22 protein-coding genes are annotated in these 23752 nt (G+C 62.5%); 11 read left to right on the forward strand and 11 right to left on the reverse strand.

Annotated features, from left to right (window positions below; all coding sequences use genetic code 11):
* Window positions 1-2: 2 nt before the first annotated feature.
* Together EB231_RS23525 and EB231_RS23530 are read right to left on the reverse strand one after the other, a co-directional pair.
* Window positions 3-974: a glycosyl transferase family 90 gene (locus EB231_RS23525; RefSeq protein WP_172350918.1), complete on the reverse strand. Its 972-nt coding sequence runs from the start codon at window positions 972-974 to the stop codon at window positions 3-5.
* 150 nt (window positions 975-1124) lie between these two features.
* On the reverse strand, window positions 1125-2096 hold the full coding sequence (locus tag EB231_RS23530) for a glycosyl transferase family 90 (RefSeq protein ID WP_172350919.1): 972 nt from the start codon (window positions 2094-2096) through the stop codon (window positions 1125-1127).
* A gap of 199 nt (window positions 2097-2295) precedes the next feature.
* Between EB231_RS23530 and EB231_RS23535 the strand changes: the two genes are divergently transcribed.
* Window positions 2296-2442 (forward strand): hypothetical protein, encoded by a 147-nt coding sequence (locus tag EB231_RS23535; RefSeq protein WP_172350920.1) that lies wholly within the window; start codon window positions 2296-2298, stop codon window positions 2440-2442.
* A gap of 54 nt (window positions 2443-2496) precedes the next feature.
* Here EB231_RS23535 and EB231_RS23540 read toward each other — a convergent pair whose 3' ends face one another.
* Together EB231_RS23540 and EB231_RS23545 are read right to left on the reverse strand one after the other, a co-directional pair.
* Entirely contained in the window at window positions 2497-2757 is a 261-nt protein-coding gene (locus tag EB231_RS23540; protein WP_027028494.1) for a DUF982 domain-containing protein, read from the reverse strand.
* 193 nt (window positions 2758-2950) lie between these two features.
* Window positions 2951-3616, reverse strand: a complete 666-nt coding sequence (locus EB231_RS23545; RefSeq protein ID WP_172350921.1) for a GntR family transcriptional regulator — start codon at window positions 3614-3616, stop codon at window positions 2951-2953.
* A gap of 116 nt (window positions 3617-3732) precedes the next feature.
* On the opposite strand from EB231_RS23545, the gene EB231_RS23550 reads away from it, so the two are divergent.
* On the forward strand, window positions 3733-4986 hold the full coding sequence (locus EB231_RS23550) for a multidrug efflux MFS transporter (protein ID WP_172350922.1): 1254 nt from the start codon (window positions 3733-3735) through the stop codon (window positions 4984-4986).
* A 33-nt stretch (window positions 4987-5019) separates the two neighbouring features.
* Window positions 5020-5385, forward strand: a complete 366-nt coding sequence (locus EB231_RS23555) for a DUF423 domain-containing protein (protein ID WP_172350923.1) — start codon at window positions 5020-5022, stop codon at window positions 5383-5385.
* A 17-nt stretch (window positions 5386-5402) separates the two neighbouring features.
* On the opposite strand, the gene EB231_RS23560 is transcribed toward EB231_RS23555, so the two are convergent.
* Window positions 5403-5552, reverse strand: coding sequence for a hypothetical protein (locus EB231_RS23560; RefSeq protein WP_172350924.1), 150 nt, complete (start codon window positions 5550-5552; stop codon window positions 5403-5405).
* Window positions 5553-5912: 360 nt separating this feature from the next.
* On the opposite strand from EB231_RS23560, the gene EB231_RS23565 reads away from it, so the two are divergent.
* Entirely contained in the window at window positions 5913-6989 is a 1077-nt protein-coding gene (locus tag EB231_RS23565; protein ID WP_172350925.1) for a LacI family DNA-binding transcriptional regulator, read from the forward strand.
* A gap of 12 nt (window positions 6990-7001) precedes the next feature.
* Here EB231_RS23565 and EB231_RS23570 read toward each other — a convergent pair whose 3' ends face one another.
* The gene (locus EB231_RS23570; protein ID WP_172350926.1) at window positions 7002-8180 is read right to left on the reverse strand and encodes an OpgC family protein; all 1179 of its coding nucleotides are present in this window, start codon (window positions 8178-8180) and stop codon (window positions 7002-7004) included.
* A 201-nt stretch (window positions 8181-8381) separates the two neighbouring features.
* On the opposite strand from EB231_RS23570, the gene EB231_RS23575 reads away from it, so the two are divergent.
* Window positions 8382-9041 carry an alpha/beta hydrolase gene (locus EB231_RS23575; RefSeq protein ID WP_172350927.1) on the forward strand — a complete coding sequence of 220 codons (660 nt, stop codon included), beginning with the start codon at window positions 8382-8384 and terminating at the stop codon, window positions 9039-9041.
* A 90-nt stretch (window positions 9042-9131) separates the two neighbouring features.
* Here the strand turns inward: EB231_RS23575 and sthA are convergent, their stop codons facing one another.
* Window positions 9132-10517 (reverse strand): Si-specific NAD(P)(+) transhydrogenase, encoded by a 1386-nt coding sequence (sthA, locus tag EB231_RS23580; RefSeq protein WP_172350928.1) that lies wholly within the window; start codon window positions 10515-10517, stop codon window positions 9132-9134.
* Window positions 10518-10732: 215 nt separating this feature from the next.
* Between sthA and EB231_RS23585 the strand changes: the two genes are divergently transcribed.
* The 3 genes from EB231_RS23585 (at window position 10733) to EB231_RS23595 (ending at window position 13125) form a co-directional block, all read left to right on the forward strand.
* Entirely contained in the window at window positions 10733-11203 is a 471-nt protein-coding gene (locus EB231_RS23585) for an RDD family protein (protein ID WP_172350929.1), read from the forward strand.
* Between the two features lie 126 nt (window positions 11204-11329).
* Window positions 11330-12094 (forward strand): arginyltransferase, encoded by a 765-nt coding sequence (locus tag EB231_RS23590; RefSeq protein WP_172350930.1) that lies wholly within the window; start codon window positions 11330-11332, stop codon window positions 12092-12094.
* A 134-nt stretch (window positions 12095-12228) separates the two neighbouring features.
* The gene (locus EB231_RS23595; RefSeq protein WP_172350931.1) at window positions 12229-13125 is read left to right on the forward strand and encodes a DMT family transporter; all 897 of its coding nucleotides are present in this window, start codon (window positions 12229-12231) and stop codon (window positions 13123-13125) included.
* Window positions 13126-13163: 38 nt separating this feature from the next.
* On the opposite strand, the gene EB231_RS23600 is transcribed toward EB231_RS23595, so the two are convergent.
* Both EB231_RS23600 and parC read right to left on the reverse strand, forming a co-directional pair.
* Entirely contained in the window at window positions 13164-14378 is a 1215-nt protein-coding gene (locus tag EB231_RS23600; protein ID WP_172350932.1) for an AI-2E family transporter, read from the reverse strand.
* A gap of 249 nt (window positions 14379-14627) precedes the next feature.
* Window positions 14628-16880 carry a DNA topoisomerase IV subunit A gene (parC, locus tag EB231_RS23605; protein ID WP_172350933.1) on the reverse strand — a complete coding sequence of 751 codons (2253 nt, stop codon included), beginning with the start codon at window positions 16878-16880 and terminating at the stop codon, window positions 14628-14630.
* Between the two features lie 339 nt (window positions 16881-17219).
* Here parC and EB231_RS23610 point away from each other — a divergent pair, with 339 nt between their 5' ends.
* Window positions 17220-18410, forward strand: coding sequence for a hypothetical protein (locus EB231_RS23610; RefSeq protein ID WP_172350934.1), 1191 nt, complete (start codon window positions 17220-17222; stop codon window positions 18408-18410).
* A gap of 114 nt (window positions 18411-18524) precedes the next feature.
* Here the strand turns inward: EB231_RS23610 and aspS are convergent, their stop codons facing one another.
* Window positions 18525-20315, reverse strand: a complete 1791-nt coding sequence (gene aspS, locus EB231_RS23615; RefSeq protein WP_172352993.1) for an aspartate--tRNA ligase — start codon at window positions 20313-20315, stop codon at window positions 18525-18527.
* Between the two features lie 407 nt (window positions 20316-20722).
* On the opposite strand from aspS, the gene EB231_RS23620 reads away from it, so the two are divergent.
* On the forward strand, window positions 20723-21967 hold the full coding sequence (locus EB231_RS23620) for an MFS transporter (protein ID WP_172350935.1): 1245 nt from the start codon (window positions 20723-20725) through the stop codon (window positions 21965-21967).
* A gap of 75 nt (window positions 21968-22042) precedes the next feature.
* Window positions 22043-23194 carry a ribonuclease D gene (rnd, locus tag EB231_RS23625; RefSeq protein ID WP_172350936.1) on the forward strand — a complete coding sequence of 384 codons (1152 nt, stop codon included), beginning with the start codon at window positions 22043-22045 and terminating at the stop codon, window positions 23192-23194.
* Between the two features lie 137 nt (window positions 23195-23331).
* Here rnd and EB231_RS23630 read toward each other — a convergent pair whose 3' ends face one another.
* The gene (locus EB231_RS23630) at window positions 23332-23751 is read right to left on the reverse strand and encodes an MAPEG family protein (RefSeq protein ID WP_172350937.1); all 420 of its coding nucleotides are present in this window, start codon (window positions 23749-23751) and stop codon (window positions 23332-23334) included.
* Between the last annotated feature and the right edge of the window lies 1 nt (window position 23752).

Below are 23752 nucleotides of genomic sequence, written 5' to 3' on the forward strand. Positions count from 1 at the left end.
GCTTAGCCCTCGATGAAGTGCCAGAGTTGGGGATCGGGTTCGATCTGGCCGCTGAGCACGAAATATTTATAGAGCACGAGCAGGGAGACAGCCTGCTCGTCTCGCTCATTGGAGAATGTCCGGCAATAGGCATTGGCCGCGGCAACAATGCGCTCGGCCTGCGCCGGATGCCGTTCGAAATAGCGCACCTTTTCGCCAAGATCGGCGAAATCCGGATCGAGCGGCACATAGTGGACGTTGGCTTCGAGCCGGCTCTCCGCGAACCACGTCTCGTAGGTCGGCGGCGGCATCAGGCACAGCGAGTTCGAATTCATGATCCATTTGAGATTGGTCGCTACGTCATTGCCCTCCAGCGAGACGATGTAGCGGTAGCGCAAGTGCTGGCGGATGCTGAGAAAGGGCTTGCTGTACTCGGCCGGCGCACTTCGCTTGTGTGAACCTACGTCGCAGAACGGCAGGTCACGCGCCGCGTTCAGGAACCGTGTCCTGATCGGATTGTTGAGATCGCCGCGCCAGATCACGACCGGCAGCTTGTCGGCGAAGGCGACTGCGTCGGCGGGCATGTAGAAGTGGCGGAACTTGTTGAACTTCAGAATGACCGCATTGCCATTGTCGGCACGGATCGGCCGGTCCTTGACGAGCGTCGGCACCTTCGGCAACCCGATGACGTCGCCGAACTCCACGTCGAGAAGCAATGCCGGATCGAAATAGCGGGCAAACTCCTTCAGGTCGTAATAGTACATGCTCGGTCCGAACGGCATCTTGTCGATGCGCACCGCATCCGGGCCAGGCACAAAGGCGTCCTGCAGCTTGTTGTAGTCATTCAACCGCCGGCGCACGGCCTCGTCCGAAAGCCTGGCCTGCTCCAGGCGGTCCGCCAGCCGTCGTCGGAAGAGTGCCTGTGGCGCGATATCGCGCATGACGTTTCGCGCGTAGTAGAAAACCTTCTGCGTCGTTCTCTTTATGCCGGCCATGGTTCACGTTGATCAGGACAAACGCGACCAAAACACACGACAACCGAGTTTGTTCCCGCGTCACGCTTACGCGTCATTGTGCCAGGCATTTACCAAGCGCGGCGGTCGTCCAGCGCGTGCCGATCGGCTTCGACGAGAGGATCCGGGCAACTAGCCCGTTATGCAGCGCCAGACCGCGGTATCCGGCTTGATCTGGCCGCTGAGCACGAAATATTTGTACAGCACCAGCAGGGAGATCGCCTGTTCGGTCTGTTCGTGCCCAAAGGTCCGGCAATAGGCGTTCGCAGCCGCGGTGATACGCTCCGCCTTCTCCGGGTTCCGTTCGAAATAGGCCACATGTTCGGCAAGGTCCGAGAAATCAGCTTCGAGCGGCACATAGTGGACATTGGCCTCGAGCTGCCGCTCGGCGAACCATGTCTCATATGTCGGCGGTGGCATCAGGCAGAGCGACTTCGAGCTCAAGATCCACTTGAGGTTGGTCGCCACGTCATTGCCTTCAAGCGAGACGATGTAGCGATAGCGCTGGTGCTGGCTGATGCTCAGAAACGGCTTGGCGTATTCGGCCGGAGCGTTCGGCTTGTGCGAGCCGGCATCGCAGAACGGCAGGTCGCGCACCGCCTTCAGAAATCTCGTCCTGATCGGATTGTTGAGATCGCCGCGCCAGACCACGACAGGCAGCTTGTCGGCGAACGAGATGGCATCAGCCGGCATCTGGAAGTGACGAAACTTGTCGAGCTTCATGATGACCGCGTTCTCGTCGTCATCCCGGATCGGCCGGTCCTTCACGATCGTCGGCACCTTCGGCACATTCCTGACGTCGCCGAATTCGAAGTCGATCAGCAGTCCGGGGTCGAAGTAGCGGGCAAATTCCTTCAGGTCGTAATAGTACATGGTCGGCGTGAAGGGCAGCTTGCTGATGCGCATGGCATTGGCACTTGGGGCGAAGCCATCCTGCAGCTTGTTGTAGTAATTTACCCGCCGGCGCGCCGCCTCATCGGAAAGCCTGGCCTTTTCGAGGCGAACTGCCAGTCTGCGGCGAAACAAGGCTTGTGGAATGACATCGCGCGCGACGTTTCGCGCATAATAGAAAACCTTTGCCGACGTCCGCGCAATTGTGGCCATGGTTCACTTGATCAAAACAAACGGGCAGCTCTCAATACGCTGGCGCCCCGCGTTTTCTACATCATTATGGCGCCCGTCTGGCAAGCCCCCCTGCAAATCCGCGACGCCGCGCCCGCGCACGGCCGCTTCAGCTGTTGTGTTTGACGGCTAATGCTCCTAGGCAGGGTCAGAGCCGCAAGGCAGGTTAAAAGGAGCCGATATGGCGCGAGCACCAAACTACGATCAGGAACGCAAGGAACGTGACCGGCAGAAGGCGGCGAAGAAGGCCGAAAAGCTGGCGGCCAAGGTTGCCGCGCGCGAACGTTCGAAGCCCGAGGGCGAGGCCGAAACCGAAACAGCGGAATGACGGCAAAAGGCCCGCACATGCGGGCCTTGCTTCAATCGAGATTGCCGACCTGAATCAGGCGGGCGCCTTGTCGCTGACAAAAACGTCCACTTCCCGCGCCGCGGCGATAAAGGCGCGCCTGGCATTCATCGCCGGCTTGTCGCCGGCCAGCGCATCGTGGCAGGCCTGCAGCGCCGCGCGATGCTTGGGACTGCGCTTGCCGGGCCAACTGTTGAGGAGGTAATCGGAAGCCTCGCGGGCCGTGCGCAAGAGCTGGGTGCTTCCCGCCGTGACGGACTTGACGGTCACGGGTGTTTCAAATCGGTTGTTTTCCATCGCCGCTCTTACGCCATCGGCGCCCTTGAAGCGAGGCCGAAAGTGCGCTTCGCTTCCGGACGCCGCTTTTGCCCGGCAGCGCCCTGCCGTACAGAGCGGTTCGCGGCTTCACGGAAACGCCGAACCGCCTCAGTCTCTTTATGCTGACGCAATTCGGGACGGGAAACCGCTTCACACTTTTCCCGGACCTGCTTCAAGCGGCGACGACGGCAAATCCCCTGGCACGAAGACCGCGTCGATCGTTGGCGAGCGACGTCACCAGCCGGTCGCGGCTGCCGATGATATGCGCCGAGAGCCGGCGCGCCGCTTCATCGGCCTCGCCAAGGCGGGCCGCCGCCAGAATGGCACGGTGTTCGGCCCAGGCGCGACCCAGGGCTGCCTCGTCACGCACCTCCAGCCATCGGGCCCGCGACAGGCGCGTCATGGCATCGCGCACGGCCCTGAACAGGAATTCGTTGCCCGACAGGCGCGCCAGCTCGATGTGAAAATCCATGCCGACACGATGCCATTCCTCGCGCGGCGTATTTTCGTCGCAGGAATCGAGCATCGCCTCGATGATATCGAGGGCGCTCGTTTCGGCGTGCATGCATGTCAGCCGCATGGCCGCGACCTCGACGGCTTCGCGATAGACGGCGATCTGCTCGAGCTCGGCAAGGTTGATAGGCGACACCGTCCAGCCGCGGCCATCCCTGCCCACCAGCCCCTCGGTCTCCAGCCGCAGAAGCGCCGCCCTGACCGGTGTGCGCGAGGCGCCAAAGCGGCCTTCGATCCAACGTTCTGTCAATTTCTCGCCAGGACCGATCTCGAGCCCCAGGATCATCTCCCGTAACTGTCGTTCGACATTCTGCATCTGCGACATCGCGCTAGCCTCTTCGAAGCCGCATTGACAGCAGCCGGGTTGAAGTTCATGACGGATACCAGTTTGGTATCCCAAAATGGTATCCGCAACAAGCACTGATATCGGGCAGGCAGGACATGGCACAGGAAGATACGCAACAAGGCGGCTACAACATCCACTGGCGGCGCAATCTCGCCGTCTGTTTCGCCGGCTCGTTCAGCACGCTCATCGCCATGACGCTGCTGTTGCCTTTCCTGCCGCTTTATGTTGAACAGCTCGGCGCGCAAGGCCATGCGTCGATCGTGCAGTGGTCCGGCATCGCCTACGGCGCCACCTTCTTCGCCGCGGCCCTGGTCGCGCCATTGTGGGGACGGCTGGGCGACCGCTACGGCCGCAAGGTGATGCTGGTGCGTGCCAGCTTCGGCATGGCGATCTGCATGTCGCTGACGGGCATGGTCGAGACGGTCTGGCAACTGGTGCTGCTGCGCCTGCTGATCGGGTTTGCCGGCGGCTATTCCTCGGGTTCGACCATATTGGTGGCCATGCAGACGCCCAAGGACCGCTCCGGCTGGGCGCTCGGCGTCCTGTCGGCGGGAATCACGGCAGGTTCGCTTGTCGGTCCCCTGCTCGGCGGTGCGCTGCCGCCGGTCATCGGCATTCGCGCCACCTTCCTGTTGTCCGGCGGCGTCATCTTCCTTGCCTTCCTGGCGACGACATTCCTCATCAAGGAGACCCAGCGCCCGAAGCCGGCCACGGCAGCGTCGGCGGCAAGGCCGAAAAGCGGCTGGTCGCAGATCCCGGACAAGCGCCCCGTCGTGGCCATGCTGACAACCGGCATGCTGCTCGCCTTCGCCACAATGTCGATCGAGCCGATCATCACCGTCTACGTGCAGCAACTCATAGAGGACCAGAGCCGGGTGACGATGATCGCTGGCGTGGTGATGTCGGCGACGGCGCTAGGCACCATCCTGTCGGCATCCTGGCTTGGCAGGCTTGCGGATCGTGTCGGCCACTGGAATGTCGTTGTCGGAGCGCTGGCCGTATCGGCCCTGCTGCTTATCCCGCAGGCCTTCGTCAGCAATGGCTGGCAACTGATCGGCCTTCGCTTTCTGATGGGACTGGCGCTGGGTGGCCTGCTGCCCTGCATCACCAGCGTCATCCGCCACAACATCCCCGACGGCGTCGGTGGCAATGTGCTTGGGCTGGCCATCTCGGCGCAGTATGTCGGGCAGGTTGCGGGACCACTATCCGGTGGTTTCGTCGGCGGTCACTTCGGCATGCGCTCGGTGTTTCTCGCCACATCGGTGCTGATGGCCGGCGGTGCCGTCTACAACTGGATTGTCCAGTCGCGGCGCACACGGCATATGGCGTTGGAAGCGAGCGAGTCCTGAGGTTCAGGCCGTCAAAAGAGGGAACTAGCCGACATGAATTCCTCCGAACCAACCGCCAGCCCTACCCTCGTGTTTGCCGGCGGTCTCGTCGGCGCGGCAGGCGTGGCGCTGTCAGCTGCCGCCGCGCATCTCGGCGGCGCCTTCACCGGCACGGCCGCGTCGTTCCTCTTGATGCACGCGCCTGTCTTCCTCGCCGTCGGCCTCACCGGCGCAAATCGCTTTCTGCGGATCGCCAGCGTCGCCTTGCTTGCCGGGCTCCTGCTTTTCGCGGGCGATCTACTTGCCCGCGATTTCCTGGGATCGAGGCTGTTTCCGATGTCGGCGCCGATCGGGGGCACCTTGCTCATCGCCGGCTGGCTGGGGATAGCGATCTCTGCCCTGGTACGTCGACGTTCCTAAGGCCGAATCGGTCGGGATCAATCCCCGGGACGGCCGGTGCGGATCCACAAATTGTGATTGCGCGAGGCCCGCTTCGTCAGGCGTCGCGCTTCCGGTCGCTCGGCGGCCGGAGCGATGCCCCAGTAGTTGCGATAAATGTCTTCAAACAAATGCTTGATGGGATGCATGATTTTTCTCCCTTCGGGTTGAATCGATCCAATACATAGGCAAAAAACGCGGCGATCAGCTTCGCTTACGCCCCACTAGGAAGCGAAGGTCGCGAATCCATGGGCTTGCCCTGCCCCGACGCCTGAAGCTGTTGGCGGCCGACCCAATACTCCAGTCGTTGCGATAGATGTCTTCGAACAGGTAATTGACGGGATGCATGTCGCACCTCCCCTGAAACACAGGCGGGCCAAACCCACCAACTTGGATCGATTCAAGAATAGGTCTCCGGCAGTTCCCGGTCAAGCAAAATTTGAATCGATCCAACGAAAGTGCTAGATGCAAATCCGGAACGTGCTAAATGCATGTCAGGAGGCACGCACATGGCGTCACTCACCGCAGGCAATCGAAGACCCGTCCGGCTGGCCGATATCGCCAAGGCCGCCGGTGTTTCGCACGGCACCGCATCCAATGTCTTCAGCCGCCCCGAGATCGTGCGCGAGGAAGTCCGCGAGCGGGTCAAGGCGGCCGCCGAGGCGATGGGTTATGGCGGGCCGGATCCCAAGGGCCGATTGTTGCGGGCAGGCAAGGTCAACGCCATCGGCGTCGCCACCGCCGAACCCCTCTCCTACTTCTTCGACGATCCTTTTGCGCGGGTCATGATGGCGAGCATCTCGCAGGCCTGCGATGCAACAGGAGCCGGCATTTCCCTGGTCTCGGCAGCCAACAACGAACAACTTGCCTGGAACATCCAGAGTGCCCTGGTCGACGGCTTCATCGTCTTCTGCATCGAAGGCGGCTCGCGGCTGGTGGAACTGGCACGCGAGCGCAAACTGCCCTTCGTGGCGCTCGACCTGGACTCCGAGGATGGGGCGGTCGCGGCGATCGGTGTCGACAACATCGCCGGCGCCAGCCTGGCGGCCCGCCATCTCACGGATCTCGGACATCGCCGCTTTGCCGTTCTGGCACTGCCTTTCGTCGACGGCAGGACGGGTCTCGTTTCACCCGAGCAGGTTCGCTCAGCGACCTATGCGGGCACGCGCGACCGGCTCACCGGCTATCTCCAGGAGCTTTCGCGGGTTGGCGTCGATACATCCACAGTGCCCGTCTACGAGACCGCCAACGACGCGGCCAGCACGAGAGAGGCACTCGAAACCATCTTCGCGGCCAAGGAGCCGCCCACTGCCATCCTGGCGATGTCGGACAAAATAGCCCTGGTGACGCTCGAATGGCTGAGCGCGCGCGAGTTCAGCGTCCCCAACGATGTTTCCGTCATCGGGTTCGACGGCGTTCCGGAGTCCGCCGTGTCCGAGCCGCCCTTGACCACGATCGCTCAGCCGATAGCCGAAATGGGCCGCCTTGCCGTCAAGGCGATCCTGGAGAGCGACGGCAAGGTCAGCCGGCAGTTGCTGCCGGTCAAACTGGTTGTGCGGGCCTCGTCGGTTCCGCCGCGCGGCTGAACGGCGCGCCGCTCAGCGATTGGCTCTTGCCATGGCGGAGATGCCGAAGGACGCACGCGCCGGCGTGACATCCTTTTGCGTCGTACGGACCTTGCCCGATGCGCTGATGGTCGACAGCCATTCGAGATAGAAGGCGAGCGCGAACTGCATGGCGATGCCGGCTGACAGCAGCAGGCTGTCATAGGCAAATCCGCCCGGATTGATCAGCTTCATCACCTGCGCGACCATGGCGATCACCGTGCCGGCGATGAAGACCGGCAGCGAGCGCTTGCCGAGTATCGCCAGCGGATGGTCAGGGCTGGTGCGGAACAGGTTCGACAGCGCCGGCAAGGCGACGATCAGATAGCTGACAGCCAGGATATGCAGCAGCCTTGGCAGCGACAGGAAGGTCTTGTCAAAACCGCCGATGACCACCGGCAGCTTGAACCACGTGATCTGGCCCCAGAGCGGACTGTGCACCCATATCAGCGCCGTCAGCACATAGGCCGCGGCGGCGCCAACCAGCCAGCGGTTGATCGGAATGACACCGCCGCGCCGGACATGCAGCATGGCGGCGAGGCCGATGTTGAACAGGAACTGCCAGGAGAGAGGGTTCAGGAACCAGAAGCCGGGCTCAGGGTAATTGGGCGGGGCGATCTGCCAGATGCCGGCGACCAGCCACAGCGCACCGGACACGACAAGCGCCGCGACAGGCCTGTAGCTGATGGACAGGACGAAGGCCGGTGCCATCAGAAGCAGCGCGGCATAGACCGGCAGGATATTGTTGTAGCCAAGCTGATGGCCGAGCGTGACGATGCCGACCAGCGCTTCCGGCGTGTTCTTCATCAAGGGCTCGATGTTGATCAGTTTCAGCAACTCCGGCCGCCTTGTGAACACGGCCACGGTACAGAACAAGGCGATCACCACCATGGTCGTGACGATATGGGCGATATAGAGCATGCCTGCCCGCCGCCACATCTTCAATGTGGCCAAAAGCCGGCCACCCGAGTGGAACTTCGTGCCGTAGGCCAGCGCCACCGAGATGCCGGAAATCAGCACGAACGCCTCCGCCGCGTCCGAGAAACCGAAATTCTTGTAGGTGAAGGCCTCGAAAGCCGTGCCCGGCACGTGGTCGATAAAAATGATGATCAGCGCAAGCGCGCGCAACACATCGATACGCGTATCGCGTTCGGGCGAGACAGGGGTAGTCATCGACAAAAGGCCTCAAAGCTGGTTGTTCATGTCCAGCAATGCGACCCCCGGCGCACCGCTTCGATTCCTCCCATGCGGAGTATATCGGCGCAGAAACGGGCTGGAATGCGCCTGGTTCAATCAACTTTCGCGGAGGATGAAAATATTGCGTTTTGAAGCCGGCAAATTGAGCGAAGCCTCATATAATCAAGAGGATGCGGGATGACCGGCAACAGCACCGAAAACAGTCCCCTGCTCAAGGATCTGGCCTTTGCCTATCGTCTCCTGGGCGCCGGCGGGAACAGCCGCGAATGCCTTTTCCTGTTGCATGGATCGGGTGTCGACGAGACCACCCTGGCGCCGCTGGCAAGACGCATCGCACCCGACGCCATGGTGATCGCGGCGCGTGGGCGTATCCCCCAGGAGGACGGTTTTCGCTGGTTCGAGCGTATAACCCCGACGCGCTTCGAACAGGAAAGCATCCTGGCCGAAACGGCTGCCTTCGCGGCATTCGCAAGCGAGGCCGCCAAGCGCCATGGGCTTGATCTCGATCACGCGACATTCCTCGGCTATTCGAACGGGGCCAATCTGGTTTCGAGCCTGATGCTGCTCCATCCGGGCATCGTCCGCAGGGCGGTGCTGCTAAGGCCAATGCCTGTACTCGACCATGTGCCCGCGACGGACCTCGCTGGAATACCGACGCTGATTATCGCTGGCGCCGCCGACGAGACCTACGGGCCCTTCGCGCCGGCACTGGTGACGCTGCTCAGCCGGCACGGCGCCGCCATCGACGCCCGGATCATTCCCTCGGGCCATGAAATCGGTGATCCGGACGCCGCTATTGTCAGGCAATGGTTGGCGGGATCGGCTGCCGTGGCGTAGGCGGACCAGCCTTTCGAACCGACCGCTGTCTCGACCGGGCACAGCCGCGATCCGCGCCTCCCCACCGACAAGGAGCGAAGATGCTGAAGCCTACCGCCCCATCCTGTTCCAGGCATCGAGCCCTGCGATCTTGTAGGCTTCCGCCAGCGTCGGGTAATTGAAAGTGTTGTTGACGAAGAAGTCGACGGTGCCGCCGAGGTTGATGACCGCCTGACCGATATGGATGAGCTCGGTGGCGCCCTCGCCGACAATATGCGCGCCGAGCAGTCGCCGCGTCTCGATCGAGAACAATAGTTTCAGGAAGCCAGTGTCGACCCCCATGATATGTCCGCGCGAGGTTTCGCGGAAGCGCGCGACACCGACCTCGTAGGCGCCACCACTCTGGCGCACCTGCTCCTCGGACTGGCCGACCGTGGAAATCTCCGGCACCGCATAGATGCCATAGGGGAATGTTTCCGGCGGTGGCGGCAGGGTCACGCCGAAAGCGTGGCAGGCGGCCACCCTGCCCTGCTCCATCGAGGTCGAGGCGAGGCTCGGAAAGCCGATGACATCGCCGGCTGCGTAGATATTGGGCACGCTGGTCTGGAAAGTCTGCGGATCGACCTTGATGCGGCCTCGGGAGTCGGCCTCGATGCCGACCACGTCGAGACCCAGGCTGCCGATATTGCCGGTGCGGCCGGCGGCGTAGAGCACGACCTCCGAGCGAATGGTGCGGCCGTCGGCCAGCTCCACCTCGGCGGCCTCGGGCTTGGAGCGGATTTCCTTCACCGCGCTGCCCAGCCTTATCGTCATGCCGCGATCACGCATCTGGTGGATGAAATCGTCGACAATCTCGCGGTCTACGAAATCGAGGATGGAGTTGCGCGGCTCGACCAGCGTCACCGGCACGTCGAGTGCCGAAAAGATCGTGGCGTATTCGACGCCGATGACGCCGCCGCCAATCACCGTCAGCGTGCGCGGCAGGCGGTCGAGCTCGAGCATCTCGTCGCTGTCGAAGACGCGGGTCTTGTCGAAGGGCACGTCGCGCGGCCGGTGCGGCCTGGTGCCGACCGCGATCAGCGCGTTGGCGAAGCCGACTTCGCTGTAGTCGCCATTGTCCGACGTCAGGCTGACCTTGTTGGGGCCGAGAAATTTCACCGCCGCGCGGGCGCTCTTGACGGTGTTGCGCATGAACTGGTGCTGCAGCACCTCGACCTCGTGATCGAGCGTCTTGTGCAGGCGCTCGATCAGGTCTCCGACCGAAATGTCCTGCTTGACCCTATAGCCGCGTCCATAAAAGCCGCGCTCGCGCCAACCCGAGAGATTGAGCACCGTTTCACGCAGCGTTTTCGAGGGGATGGTGCCGGTATGCACCGAGACGCCGCCGAGACGCCGGCCGCGATCGACCACCAGCACCGATTTGCCGAGTTTGGCCGACTGCACCGCGGCGCGGCGTCCGGAGGGGCCGCTGCCGATGACCAGCATTTCGTAGTCCATAGTGCCCGTCCCCTCACTTCTGCCCCGAAACGCTTTGTTGCGCCGCAACAAGCTAATGCCATCCACACCGCAAATTCAACCGATTCAGATTGCGAAGCACGGCTTTCAGGCTTCGCCTCCCTCGAAGCGCTCGACCTTGATTCCGCCGCAAGCCTTCACCATTTCATCATCGAGCGGTCCGCACCCTATGTCGGGCCTTGTTACGAGGAAATGACATGAACGCGCGCGTTCTCGACGGCGAAATCATCAACACCCGGCTTGACGACGTCAGGGCCTATGAGGGCGTGCGCACAAGGCGCATCCTGGCCTTTGTGCTCGACTACATCATCGTCGCCCTGCTCACCATTCCCTTTGCCATACTGGTGTTTTTCCTCGGGCTTCTGACGCTTGGCGTTGGCTGGGTGCTGTTCGGCGTCTTGGTGCCGGCCGTCGCCATCCTCTACATCTGGAACACGCTGGGCAGCGTAGACCAGGCAACCACGGGCATGAAGATAATGGGCATCCGCCTCGACCGCCTCGACGGCAGGCCGATCGACGGCCTGACCGCGGTTGTCCATTCGGTGCTGTTCTGGGCGGGCAATGTCATCCTGTCGCCGCTGGTCCTGCTGGTGACGTTGTTCTCAGACCGCAAGCGCACGCTGCACGACCTTCTGCTCGGCACGGTGGTCAGCCGCACCGGCCGTTGAGGCGTTCCCCGCCTTGTCGGCGCAAATGTGAAGGCATCAGATTGCACGTGCCTTCACAATCCTGTTGAATTTTTTGCTTTCCGCGCCAAAGGTAGAGCGACTCGAAGGAGCGTTTCCAAGACTTAGATGACGCAGCATCCGACCCAGTCGCCACAGTTCTTCCTGACCGCGCCGTCGCCGTGCCCCTATCTCGACGGCCAGTTCGAGCGCAAGGTGTTCACGCATCTGGTCGGGGACAAGGCGTCGGAGATGAACGACCTCCTCACGCAAGGCGGCTTCAGGCGTTCGCAGAACATTGCCTACAGGCCGGCCTGCGAGACCTGCCGCGCTTGTGTTTCCGTGCGCATCCTCGCCCAGGAATTCACCGCCAGCCGCAACATGAAGCGTGTGCTGCAGCACAATTCCGACCTTGTCGGCGCCATGCACAATGCCGAGCCCTCGACCGAACAATATTCGCTGTTCCGCGGCTATCTCGATGCCCGCCATCGCCGCGGCGGCATGTCCGACATGACGGTGCTCGACTACGCCATGATGGTCGAGGACACCCATGTCGACACCAAGGTGATCGAATACCGGCGGCGCGGACCCGACAGCTTCATCACCGGCAAGGGCCAGGGTGAGCTCATCGCGGTGGCACTCACCGACAAGATGGCCGACGGCCTGTCGATGGTCTATTCCTACTTCAATCCCGAATTCGAGGAGCGTTCGCTCGGCACGTTCATGATCCTCGACCACATCGCCCGCGCTAGGGCGATGGGCCTGCCCCATGTCTACCTCGGTTACTGGGTCAACGGCTCACGCAAGATGAATTATAAGATGCGCTTCATGCCGCAGGAGCATCTCGGCCCCAAGGGCTGGGAGCGCTACACCAACGAAGCGGTTTCACGCTGAGTTTTTCCACGATCCGCGCTTAAGCTTAAACTGTTTCAAGGCACGGGATGCTGGTCTTTCAGCCGGTTGGCTGGAGACAGTGCGCTACTGCACCGATCAGCCGCCAGCCTGCATTTCATTGCGAAAGTTCCTGCATGCCTTCCCACCATGATCACCAGAAGGGTCTTTTGATCACCGCCATCGGCGGACTGACGCTGACTGTCGACATACCGTTGATCCGCCTCGCCGACGGCGGCGCATGGACGATCATGCTGCTGCGCACCGGCACCACATTCGTCGCCGCCATGGTCATCTGGTGGGTCTGGCGGGCTTTGAGCCGTAACGCCCCGCCGCTCATTCCGGGCTGGTCCGGCCTGATCGTCGCGATATGCTACGGGCTGACAGGGATCACCTTCGTCACCGCCGTCTATCACACCTCGACCGCCGATCTCGTCTTCATTTTGGCCTTCAACACCGTGTTCGCAGGGCTATTGTCCTGGATATTCCTGCGGGAAAGGCCACGGCTGGTGACCATCGTGGCGATGCTGATCATGATCCTTGGCGTGCTGGTCATCGTCGGTGGGTCGGTCGGCACCGGCAAGCTGTTCGGCGATTTCATGGCGCTGTGCTCGGCTTTCTTCATCGCTGTGGCCATCACCATCTCACGCGCCAGCGGCAAGGACATGGGCTTCACCTCACTTGTCGGCGTGCTTCTGCCGCTCGCCCTGGCAGCCTTCATGGTGTCGGGCGAAGGCTTCCACGTCAACGCGCCATGGTGGATCATCTTCAACGGCGCCGTCATCATGCCGATCTCGTTCTTCTGTCTTGCCGCCGGGCCGAAATACATTTCCGGGCCGGAAGTGGCGATGTTCTACGTGCTCGAAACGGTGTTGGCGCCGGTCTGGGTGTGGATGATCTTTGCCGAGGCACCGACCCGCAACAGCCTGATCGGCGGCGCGATCCTGATCGTCACGCTGGTCGCCCATTCGCTCTGGCAACTGCATGATGGCCGCAGGCAACGAGTTGACCTTGCGGTGCACCATCCAGTCTAACGGGTAATTGATGGGCCTGGCGCAAGTCGCGTTTCGGATCAGGCGCTGGCCTTCTTTGCCGCGCCAGCCTCCGGCAAGACCTCGATCTGTGGGTTGGCCTCGATCTCGGCCGCCGAGCCGGCGGGCAACTCGTCGACCAGTTCCACCTCGCGCAGCCACTCGCGCCAGATGGCGACCAGCAGCGCCATCAGCACCGGACCGATGAACAGGCCGAGGAAGCCCATGGTCTTGACGCCGCCGATCAGGCCGAAAAAGGTCGGCAGGAAAGGCAGTTTTATCGGTCCGCCGACAAGCTTCGGGCGCAGCGTCTTGTCGACGATGAACAGCTCGACCGCACCCCACAGGAACAGCGCCAGACCGGCCATGGGCGAGCCGCTGGCCGCGAGGTAGATCGAGACAAGGGTGAAGGACAAGGGTGCGCCGCCGGGAATGAGCGCCATGACGCCGGTCAGGGCGCCGAGCGTCACCGGCGACGGCACGCCGGCCAGCCAGTAGGCAATGCCCAGCACCAGCCCCTCGCCTATGGCGATGACGGTCATGCCGGTCACGGTCGAGGAGATCGTCGCCGGCACGACGCGCGAAATCCGCTCCCATCTGGTCGGCAGGATGCGCTCGCCAAGGCGGTCGACCTGGCCGGCAAAATGCTCGCCATCGCGATAGGCGAAGAACAGGGCGATCATCATGAACAGCAACGTCAGGAGCAGCCCAAAGGCACTGCCGCCGGCGGCGAGCGCGCCTCGATAGATGCTGCCGATATTGGCGCCGCTGACCAACTGGATCAGTTCGCCAATGCCGCCGGGATGCCCGAAATTGGTCGTCCATTGCTCGTTCAGCCAGTCGCCGATGACAGGCATGGTCGCGATCCAGTGCGGCGTGGTGGCACCATGCCGGTTGGTCTCGATCGCCCAGGCGACCCACTCGCGCACCTCGTTGATGGCATAGGTGCCGGCAAGCGCGATCGGTATCACCAGGAAGGCAAGGATGAACAGGATGGCCAAGGTGGCGGCGACGGTGCGGTTGCCGCCAACGCCGGCAAGCAGCCGCTGGTAGAGCGGCCAGCTGGCGAAAGCGATGACAAGCGCGGCCAGCACCGGGAAGAGGAAGCCGTGGAAGAAGTAGACGCCCGCGGCGACGATCAGCACCAGCAGCCAGCGCGCCGCCGACAGCGGCGGAATGACAGCCGACCGCAACGGCGTCGACAGGCCGAACAGGCGCTGCTGCCGTTCCGGTTTCTGGATCCTGGATTCCTTCAAACGCCCGTGACTCCCAAACACCCTTCTCCGTTATGCACTGATATAGTGCAGCAATCGTGACGATACTCCAAATGATCACGGTGACGCCGCCAATCTCTCCCCTTGTGGCGGAGATGTCCGGCAGGCCAAGGGGGGCGCCGCGCGTGGAGCGCTAGCCTCGTCTGTCACGATAGGGGGTCGCGTCCGGTCGCGCCGATCCCCTCTGTCGCCTTTGGCGACATCTCCCCCTCGAGAGGGGAGATCGCAACTTCAACCGAACTTGCCCGTCCTAGGGAAGCCCTTTGGCACCATACGCCCTGCCGATGCCCGGGCGCCGATCCATTCGGCCAGTTCCTCGCGCGACCTAGTGAAGGTGCGGTCGGCCGAATCCTGCCAGGACAGGCCCGTCTCCAATGTAAACGGCTTGAGATCGAGCAGGCCGCCATCCTTGTATTTCTGCAGCCGAACGCCCTTGCCGCGGCCCATTTCCGGAATTTCGGAGAGCGCGAACACCAGCATCTTGCGGTTCTCACCGACGATGGCGAGATGATCGCCGGTGACCGGCACGCAACGCTTGGCTTCGTCCGGCGCCTTGACGTTCATCACCTGCTTGCCCTTGCGGGTGTTGGCGACCACTTCCTCCTCCGGCACGATGAAGCCGTTGGCGTCATGCGAGGCCAGCAAGAGCTTGCGCTTGGGATCGTGGACAAAGGCGGTGACGATGTCCTGGTCGTTGTCCATGTCGACGATGATGCGGATCGGCTCGCCATGGCCGCGCCCGCCTGGCAGCCGGTCGGCGCCGATGGTGTAGAACTTGCCGCCAGTGGTGAAGACCAGCACCTTGTCGGTGGTCTGGGCATGGAAGGCGAGCTTCAAGCTGTCACCTTCCTTGAAGGTGAGTGTCGAAAGGTCGGCCAGATGGCCCTTCATGGCCCTGAGCCAACCCTTCTCCGAAACCACCACGGTGACCGGCTCGCGCTCGATCATGGCGTGGGCGATATCGGTCAGGTCGTGCTCGGGCGCATCGGCGAACTGGGTGCGGCGCCTGCCGAGCTCTGTCTCCGGGCCAAACTTGTCGCGGATGCTGGTGACTTCCCACTTGATCGTCGACCATTGCTTGGCATCGGATGCAAGCAGCGCCTCGATCTGCTTCTTCTCGGTGGTGAGGCCGTCGAATTCCTTGCGGATCTCGAATTCTTCCAGCTTGCGCAATGCGCGCAGGCGCATGTTGAGGATGGCTTCAGCCTGGGTGTCGGTGAGCGACCAGCGGGCCATCATCACCTGCTTGGGCTCGTCCTCCTCGCGGATGATCTTGATCACCTCGTCGATGTTGAGATAGGCGATCAGGTAGCCGGCAAGGATTTCCAGCCGCCGTTCGATCTCGCCGAGGCGATGTTTCGAGCGACGGATCAGAACGTCGCGACGGTGGTCCAGCCATTCCTGCAACACGCCCTTCAGGGACAGGACATTGGGTACCTTGCCGCGCGACAGCACATTCATGTTGAGCGGGAAGCGGCTTTCAAGCTCGGTGAGCTTGAACAGCGATTCCATCAGGATGCCAGGATCGACAGAACGGCTCTTGGGGACCAGCACGACGCGGATATCCTCCGCGCTTTCGTCCCTGATGTCCTCGAGCAGCGGGAGTTTGCGCGCCATCAGAAGCTCGGCGATCTTTTCGATCAGCCGCGCCTTCTGCACGCCATAAGGGATTTCGGTGACGACGATGCTCCAGGTGCCCCTGCCCTGGTCCTCCTGGCTCCATTTCGAACGCACGCGAAAACCACCACGGCCGGTCTCGTAGGCTTCGAGGATGGAGGCGCGGCTGTCGACGATGATGCCGCCGGTCGGGAAATCCGGGCCCTGGACGAAATCCATCAACTTCGCCACCGACGCATCCCGATGCTCGATCAGATGCAATGCCGCGTCGCAGAGCTCGGCCGCATTGTGCGGAGGGATCGATGTCGCCATGCCGACCGCGATGCCGGACGAGCCGTTGGCCAAGAGGTTCGGGAAGGCGCCGGGGAGCACCACCGGCTCCTCGTCCTCTTCATTGTAGGTCGGCCGGTAGTCGACGGCGTCCTCGGTGATGCCGGCTAGCAATTCGGTCGCCACGTCGGTCATGCGCGCTTCGGTGTAGCGCATGGCGGCGGCGTTATCGCCGTCGATGTTGCCGAAATTGCCCTGGCCGTCGACCAGGGGATAGCGCATCGAAAAATCCTGCGCCAATCGCACCAGCGCGTCATAGATCGACTGATCGCCATGCGGGTGGAACTTGCCCATCACCTCGCCGACGATACGCGCGCATTTGGCGAAGCCCTGGTCGGGATTGAGGCGCAGCAGGCGCATGGCGTGCATGATGCGGCGGTGGACCGGCTTCAGTCCGTCGCGAACGTCTGGCAGCGCCCGGTGCATGATGGTCGACAGCGCATAGGCAAGATAGCGCTCTTCCAGCGCCTTCTTCAGATCGACCGGTTCGATGTGATCGCCACCGCCATCTTGAGGCGGCAAAAGCCTTTTTCCCATGGGCTGGGACTAGCCGAGCGGGTGATTCGCGGCAAGAGGCGCGCGCCCGGCCGGTCGAATTGCGCGCTTTTCTGCAACAGGAAACCGCAAGGTCGCGCTTGCCGGCCAACATCAATCTGTTACACGCCGCATCTATTGCGAAGCACGATAACCGCTCGACGGCCCGACCTTCATGCCAAATTCACCGCATTCTCCAATGGCGTTCGGATCGGGTTTGCCTTTCGCCGCGATTTTTGACCATTGTGCCGGGACATGCCTTTTTCCCGTCCAGTTCGTCACGGAATGGTGATGGCGCAAAGAATTGAAAAACAATTTCAGGACACTCTCAGGGACCTTGCGATGACAATCAAACGCTCAACTCTCCGGAAATTCGCTCTTTCGACCTTCCTGTTCACACTGCCGCTGAATGCGGCCCTTGCCCAGGATGCGGCCGTTGCCGATCGGCTGAAGGCGGCGCTGGCGGCCCAGGGCGTAAACATCTCCTGGACCGGGGTGACCGGCGACAACACCAGCATGGTGCTGCAGGGCGTGTCCATCAAACCGGCGGCGGAAAAGGAAGCCCTGCCGATCGGCGACGTCAAGCTCGAGGGCGTGACCGAGGCCAATGGCGGCTACGACATCGGCACCGTCTCGACCTCCCCCTTCGAACACAGCAAGGATGGGGTCACCCTCAACCTGAGCCCCTTCGTCATCCACGACATGACGGTTCCGGCCGAAGGCGCCACCGGCCCGCTGGGCTCGCTGATGATGTACAAGTCGGCCGAACTGTCCAACATGACGGTCAAGGTCGCCGACAAGACCGCCTTCTCGATGGACGGGCTTGCCATCCAGATCACGCCGCCCGCGGACGGCAAGGCGATGGAGTTCACCGGCAATACGGAAAAGTTCACGGCAGATCTCTCGCTGGTCGACGACCCCAAGTCCAAGGAAGTCATCGACGCGCTCGGCTACCAGAACATCTCCGGCAATCTCGCAATGGCCGGCACCTGGCAGCCCTCGGACGGCAAGATGGAACTGTCGAAATATGACATCTCCGTCGAAAATGCGGGCACGCTCGGCATGACCTTCAATCTCGGCGGCTACACGATGGACTTCATCAAGTCGCTGCAGGAGATGCAGAAGAAGATGGCGGCGCAGCCCGAAGGCGCCGACAATTCGGCGCAAGGCATGGCCATGCTCGGCCTGTTGCAGCAGCTTTCCTTCAACAGCGCCTCGATCCGCTTCGACGACGATTCGCTGACCGGCAAGGTGCTGGAATATGTTGGCAAGCAGCAAGGCATGTCGGCCAAGGACATCGCCAACCAGGCCAAGGCGATCGTGCCGTTCGGCATGGCCCAGCTCAACAATCCCGAGCTGACGGCGCAGGTGACGGCGGCGGTCAGCAAATATCTGGACGACCCGAAGAGCCTCGAAATCTCGGCCGAGCCGCCGGCATCAGTGCCGTTCGCGCTGATCATGGCGGGCGCCATGTCCAACCCGCTCGATCTGCCGAAGACGCTCGGCGTGGCCGTCAAGGCCAACGAAGACTGATCGAAACGTCAGGATCAAGAAAAAGCCCGGCAGCGATGCCGGGCTTTTTTGTGGGCTATTGAATCCACAGAGATAGTTCCGCCCGTTTTTTAAAGCATCGCCCGAAGCTCGCGATCACGCGTCCTTCTTGGTCGGCGCGACACGCAGGGCCAGTTCGCGGAGCTGCTGCGGCGAGGCTTCCGACGGTGCGTTCATCAACAGATCATAGGCCTGCTGGTTCATCGGGAACATGGTGATCTCGCGCAGGTTCTTGGCGCCAACCAGCAGCATGACGACGCGGTCGACGCCCGCCGCCATGCCGCCATGCGGCGGCGCGCCGTACTGGAAGGCACGGTAGAGGCCGCCGAAACGCTCCTCCACCGTGGCGCGGTCCAGCCCGACCGTCTCGAACGCCTTGACCATGGTTTCGGGCAGATGGTTGCGGATGCCGCCGCTGGCGATCTCGAAGCCATTGCAGACCATGTCGTACTGGAACGCCTTGATGCCGAGCAGATCCTCGCCGTTCAGCGCGTCGATGCCGCCCTGCGGCATCGAGAACGGGTTGTGGGCGAAGTCGATCTTCTTCTCCTCTTCGTTCCATTCGAAGAACGGGAAGTCGACGATCCAGCACAATTCGAAGCGCTCGCGGTCGACGAGGTTCAGTTCCTCGCCGGCGCGCGTGCGTGCCGCTCCCGCGAAGGAGACGAACTTCTTCGGGTCGCCGGCGACGAAGAACGCGGCGTCGCCGTCGGCAAGGCCGAGCTGCTGCCGGATCGCCTCGGTGCGCTCCTCGCCGATGTTCTTGGCGAGCGGGCCGGCGCCTTCGAGCTTGTCGCCCTCCTTGCGCCAGAAGATGTAACCCAGCCCCGGCTGGCCCTCGCCTTGCGCCCAGGAATTCATGCGGTCGCAGAAGGCACGGCTGCCGCCGGTCTTGGCCGGAATGCCCCACACCTCGGCCTTCGGGTCGTTGGCCAGAATGTTGGCGAACACCTTGAAGCCGGAATCGCGGAAATGATCGGAAACAGCCTGCATCTCGATCGGGTTGCGCAGGTCCGGCTTGTCGGAGCCGTATTTGCGCATGGCGACATCATAGGGAATGCGCTGGAACTTCTGCGTCACCGGCTTGCCGTTGGCGAAGGCCTCGAAGACGCCGCGCATCACCGGCTCCATGGTCGACAGCACGTCGTCCTGCTCGACGAAGCTCATTTCGAGGTCGAGCTGATAGAATTCGCCTGGCAGACGGTCGGCGCGCGGGTCCTCGTCGCGGAAGCAGGGCGCGATCTGGAAATAGCGGTCGAAGCCCGACACCATGATCAGCTGCTTGTACTGCTGCGGCGCCTGCGGAAGCGCGTAGAAGGTGCCGGGATGGATGCGCGACGGCACCAGGAAGTCGCGGGCGCCTTCCGGCGACGAGGCGGTGAGGATCGGCGTCGAGAATTCGGTGAAGCCGACATCGTTCATGCGCTTGCGCATCTCGGCGATGATTTTCGTGCGCGCCACGATGTTCCTGTGCAGCGTGTCGCGGCGCAGGTCGAGGAAGCGGTACTTCAGCCTGATGTCCTCGGGATAGTCCGGCTCGCCGAACACCGGCAGCGGCAATTCCTTGGCTGCCGACAGCACCTCGATCTCGCGGGCGAAAATCTCGATCTCGCCGGTCGGCAGGTTGGCGTTGACCGTCTCCGGGAGGCGCGCCTTTACCTCACCGTCGACGCGGATCACCCATTCGCCGCGCACGGTCTCGGCGATCTTGAAGGCAGGCGAATCGGGATCGGCGACGATCTGGGTCAGGCCGTAGTGGTCACGCAGGTCGATGAAGAGCAGGCCGCCATGGTCGCGCACGCGATGCACCCAGCCCGAAAGGCGAACGGATGAGCCGACATCGCTCTTTCTCAACTGGGCACAGGTATGGCTGCGGTAACGGTGCATGGTCATTGGTAAAGTCCGGGGTGCTGGGTGGCAGGCCAAAGCATCAAAGCCCGGCCCAAAATTTGCGCGAAAAGCGCATGGGAGGCCGGATTTGTCAAGGCGAGCGCCCACGCCCGTCCCTCGAGCGAGGTGCCGTTGAAGATCGCACGCCTGTCCTCGGCGACGTTCAGCCGGGGTGTTGTGGATACGGTTGCCAGACGCGGCTGAAGGCCGTCGACACCCGCGGCGAAGAACGTTCATCCCCGCAGGCACGGTCCTGGAGCGAGGTCAATGGAAAGGCATCTGTCAGATCGCATCTGGCGATTCTCCAAGTCCATGGGTTCGCATCCTGAATAGCGCGGCAATTGCCGCTGGCATTGATGGATGCAATGGTTCAAGAAGGGATCACCGATACGTGATCGCCTTTCATGTCCTCCATCCGCCCGCTGATCCCGCTTCTTCTCGCCGCAGGCATCCTGCTTGGCGGCAATGGGCTGCAGAGCACGCTGATCGCGCTGCGCGGCGCGCAGGAGGGGTTTTCCGCTTCCGACATCGGCCTGATGGGCACTTTCTATTTCGCCGGCTTCCTGCTCGGCTGCCTGGCCATCACCCGCATCATGAAGGCGGTCGGCCATATCAGGGCGTTTTCGGCGCTGGCCGCGATCGCCTCGGTCGGCACCCTGCTGCTGGTGCTGGTCCTCGATCCGGTGATGTGGTGCGCGGTGCGCTTTGCCGGCGGCTTCTGCTTCGCCGGTTTGTTCACCATCGTTGAAAGCTGGTTGAATTCCGGCGTCAGCAATCACGACCGCGCGCGTGTGCTGGCGATCTACCGGATGGTCGACACTGGTTCCGTAACCGGTGCTCAGTTCCTGATTCCGATCTTCGGCGCCGGCGGCTTCACCATCTTCGCCATCATGTCGATCATGATCACGCTGTCGCTGGTGCCGGTGTCGCTCGGCGACCGCTCCAACCCGACCCCTCCGGAGGAGGTCAAGCTCGACCTGGCGCGCGTCTGGCGCATTTCGCCGCTGGGTTGCTTCGGCTGCATTGCCGTCGGCGTCACCAACAGCGCCTTTCGCACCTTGTCGCCGGTCTATGCCGAGCAGATCGGCATGTCGGTCGCCGATGTCGTTACCTTCGTCAGCGTCGGCATCTTCGGCGGCGCCATCATCCAGTATCCGCTGGGCTATCTGTCCGACCGCTGGGACCGGCGCCGGGTGCTGTTGCTAACGACCTGCTGCGCAATGCTTTCGGCATTGGCGCTGGTGTTCATCGCCGGCAGCAATCCGCTGCTCAACTTCGTCATCATCTTCATCTTCGGCTGTTTCGCCATGCCGCTCTATTCGCTGTCGGCCGCGCATTCCAACGACCGCGCCGACACGGGCGAGTTCGTGCTGATCAATGCGGCGCTGATGCTGTTCTACTCCTTCGGCGCCATCGGCGGCCCTTTCGCAGCCTCCACGGCGATGCAGTATTTCGGACCGAGCGCGCTGTTCGTGTTCAGCGCCATCGTCTATGCGATCTTCATCGCCGTCATCCTCTACCGCATGCAGGCCCGGTCCGGCGTGCCTTTGGGCAAACGCAGCCGCTTCACCGCTCTGCTGCGCACCTCCACCATTTTCGCGCGGCTGGCCAGACGGAATGGTGATTCCGACGGCCCCGGAAGCTCATGATGGAGGCGCCAAAGCTTGACGAAAGCCTTTCCGGCTGAAATCTAGGAAGACCTTACTCCTGCCAAAAGCGATTTGATGCACGTCATCACCACCCAGAAAGAACTCGAGACCGTTCTCGCCGCTTTCGAAAAGTCGGACTTCGTCACCGTCGACACCGAATTCATCCGCGAAACGACCTTCTGGCCTATCCTGTGCCTGATCCAGATGGCGGCCCCAGGCGTGACGGCGCTGATCGATCCGCTGTCGCCTGACATCGACCTGGCGCCCTTCTTCAGGCTGATGGCCAACGAAGCGGTGGTAAAGGTCTTCCATGCCGCCCGGCAGGACATCGAAATCATCGTGCATCTCGGGGATCTGGTGCCGCATCCGGTGTTCGATACACAGGTTGCGGCGATGGTCTGCGGCTTTGGCGACAGCGTTTCCTACGACCAGCTCGTGCAGCGCATCACCGGTGCGCGGCTCGACAAATCTTCGCGCTTCACCGACTGGCGGCACCGGCCGCTGTCCGACAAGCAGCTCGATTACGCGCTGGCCGACGTCACCCATCTGATCGAGGTCTACCAGCACCTGAGCGCCGAATTGACACGGGAAAACCGCGCCCACTGGCTGAACGAAGAGATGGATGTGCTCACCTCGCGCGAGACCTACGATCCGCATCCCGAAGATGCCTGGAAGCGGCTGAAGATGCGGCTGCGCAAGCCGCAGGAACTGGCGATCGTGCAGGCCGTGGCGGCATGGCGCGAGCGCGAGGCCAGGGAACGCGACGTGCCGCGCGGCCGCGTGCTCAAGGACGATGCGATCTACGAGGTGGCGCAACAGGCGCCGCGTGACGCGGCGGCGCTTGCCAAGCTGCGCACAACACCCAAGGGCTGGGAGCGCTCCTCGACGGCGACAGCCCTGCTTGGGGCGGTCAATGCCGCACTGGCCTTGCCCAAGGAGCAGATGCCGAAACTGCCGAAGAATTTTCAGCCGCCGGAAGGCTCAAATGCCGCGGCGGAACTGTTGAAAGTTCTGCTCAGGATCGTTGCCGAGAAGCAGGGCGTGGCCTCGAAAGTATTGGCATCCAGCGACGACATCGATCGCATCGCGGCCGAGGGCGAGGACGCCGATGTGCCGGCGCTGCAGGGATGGCGGCGTGCCGTATTCGGTGAACAGGCGCTGAAGCTGGTGCGCGGCGAGATCGGCATCAAGTTCGACAAACGCAAGATCGCGGTGTTCGATTTATAGCGCCTGCCCTCGCCCCGCTCCGCTTTGCGGAGGGACCTTCCCTGCAAGGTGAGAAGGGGGCCGCAGGCCGCGAAAGCCAATTGCCTGGCTGTTCGACCTTCGAACGCCCCAAGCCTTACGAAGGGCCGGGGCGCGGTTTAGACCACTCCCAGCAGATGCAGGGCGAACCAGATCCAGCCCAACAGGATAATCACGGCTCCAAAAGAGAAAGAGCGGCTGCGCAGCAGCAGATTGTTGCTGGTCAGATGAACCCAGGCGTGGAAGCAGCGCGAGGCCACAAAAATCCACATCAGTGCCAGGGTCAGATAGTTGACGCCATTGGTGACATGCAGCGTCAGGCACAACACATAGAAAAGCACCGGCAGTTCGAACTGGTTGCTGAGATTGGCGGCAACGGTGACGCTGGAAGCCGGCTCGGTCGAGCGGACCTTGTATTGACCAACCTTGGCCTCTCCCGACTTGATTGCGCCATATCTGCGACGACCCAACACGCCGTAGACGATGTAGATCAGCAGCACGTGCGCCAGAACCGGCCAGAAAATCGCGGTCTGGTTCATG

The sequence above is a fragment of the Mesorhizobium sp. NZP2298 genome (assembly GCF_013170825.1).
Taxonomy (GTDB): domain Bacteria; phylum Pseudomonadota; class Alphaproteobacteria; order Rhizobiales; family Rhizobiaceae; genus Mesorhizobium.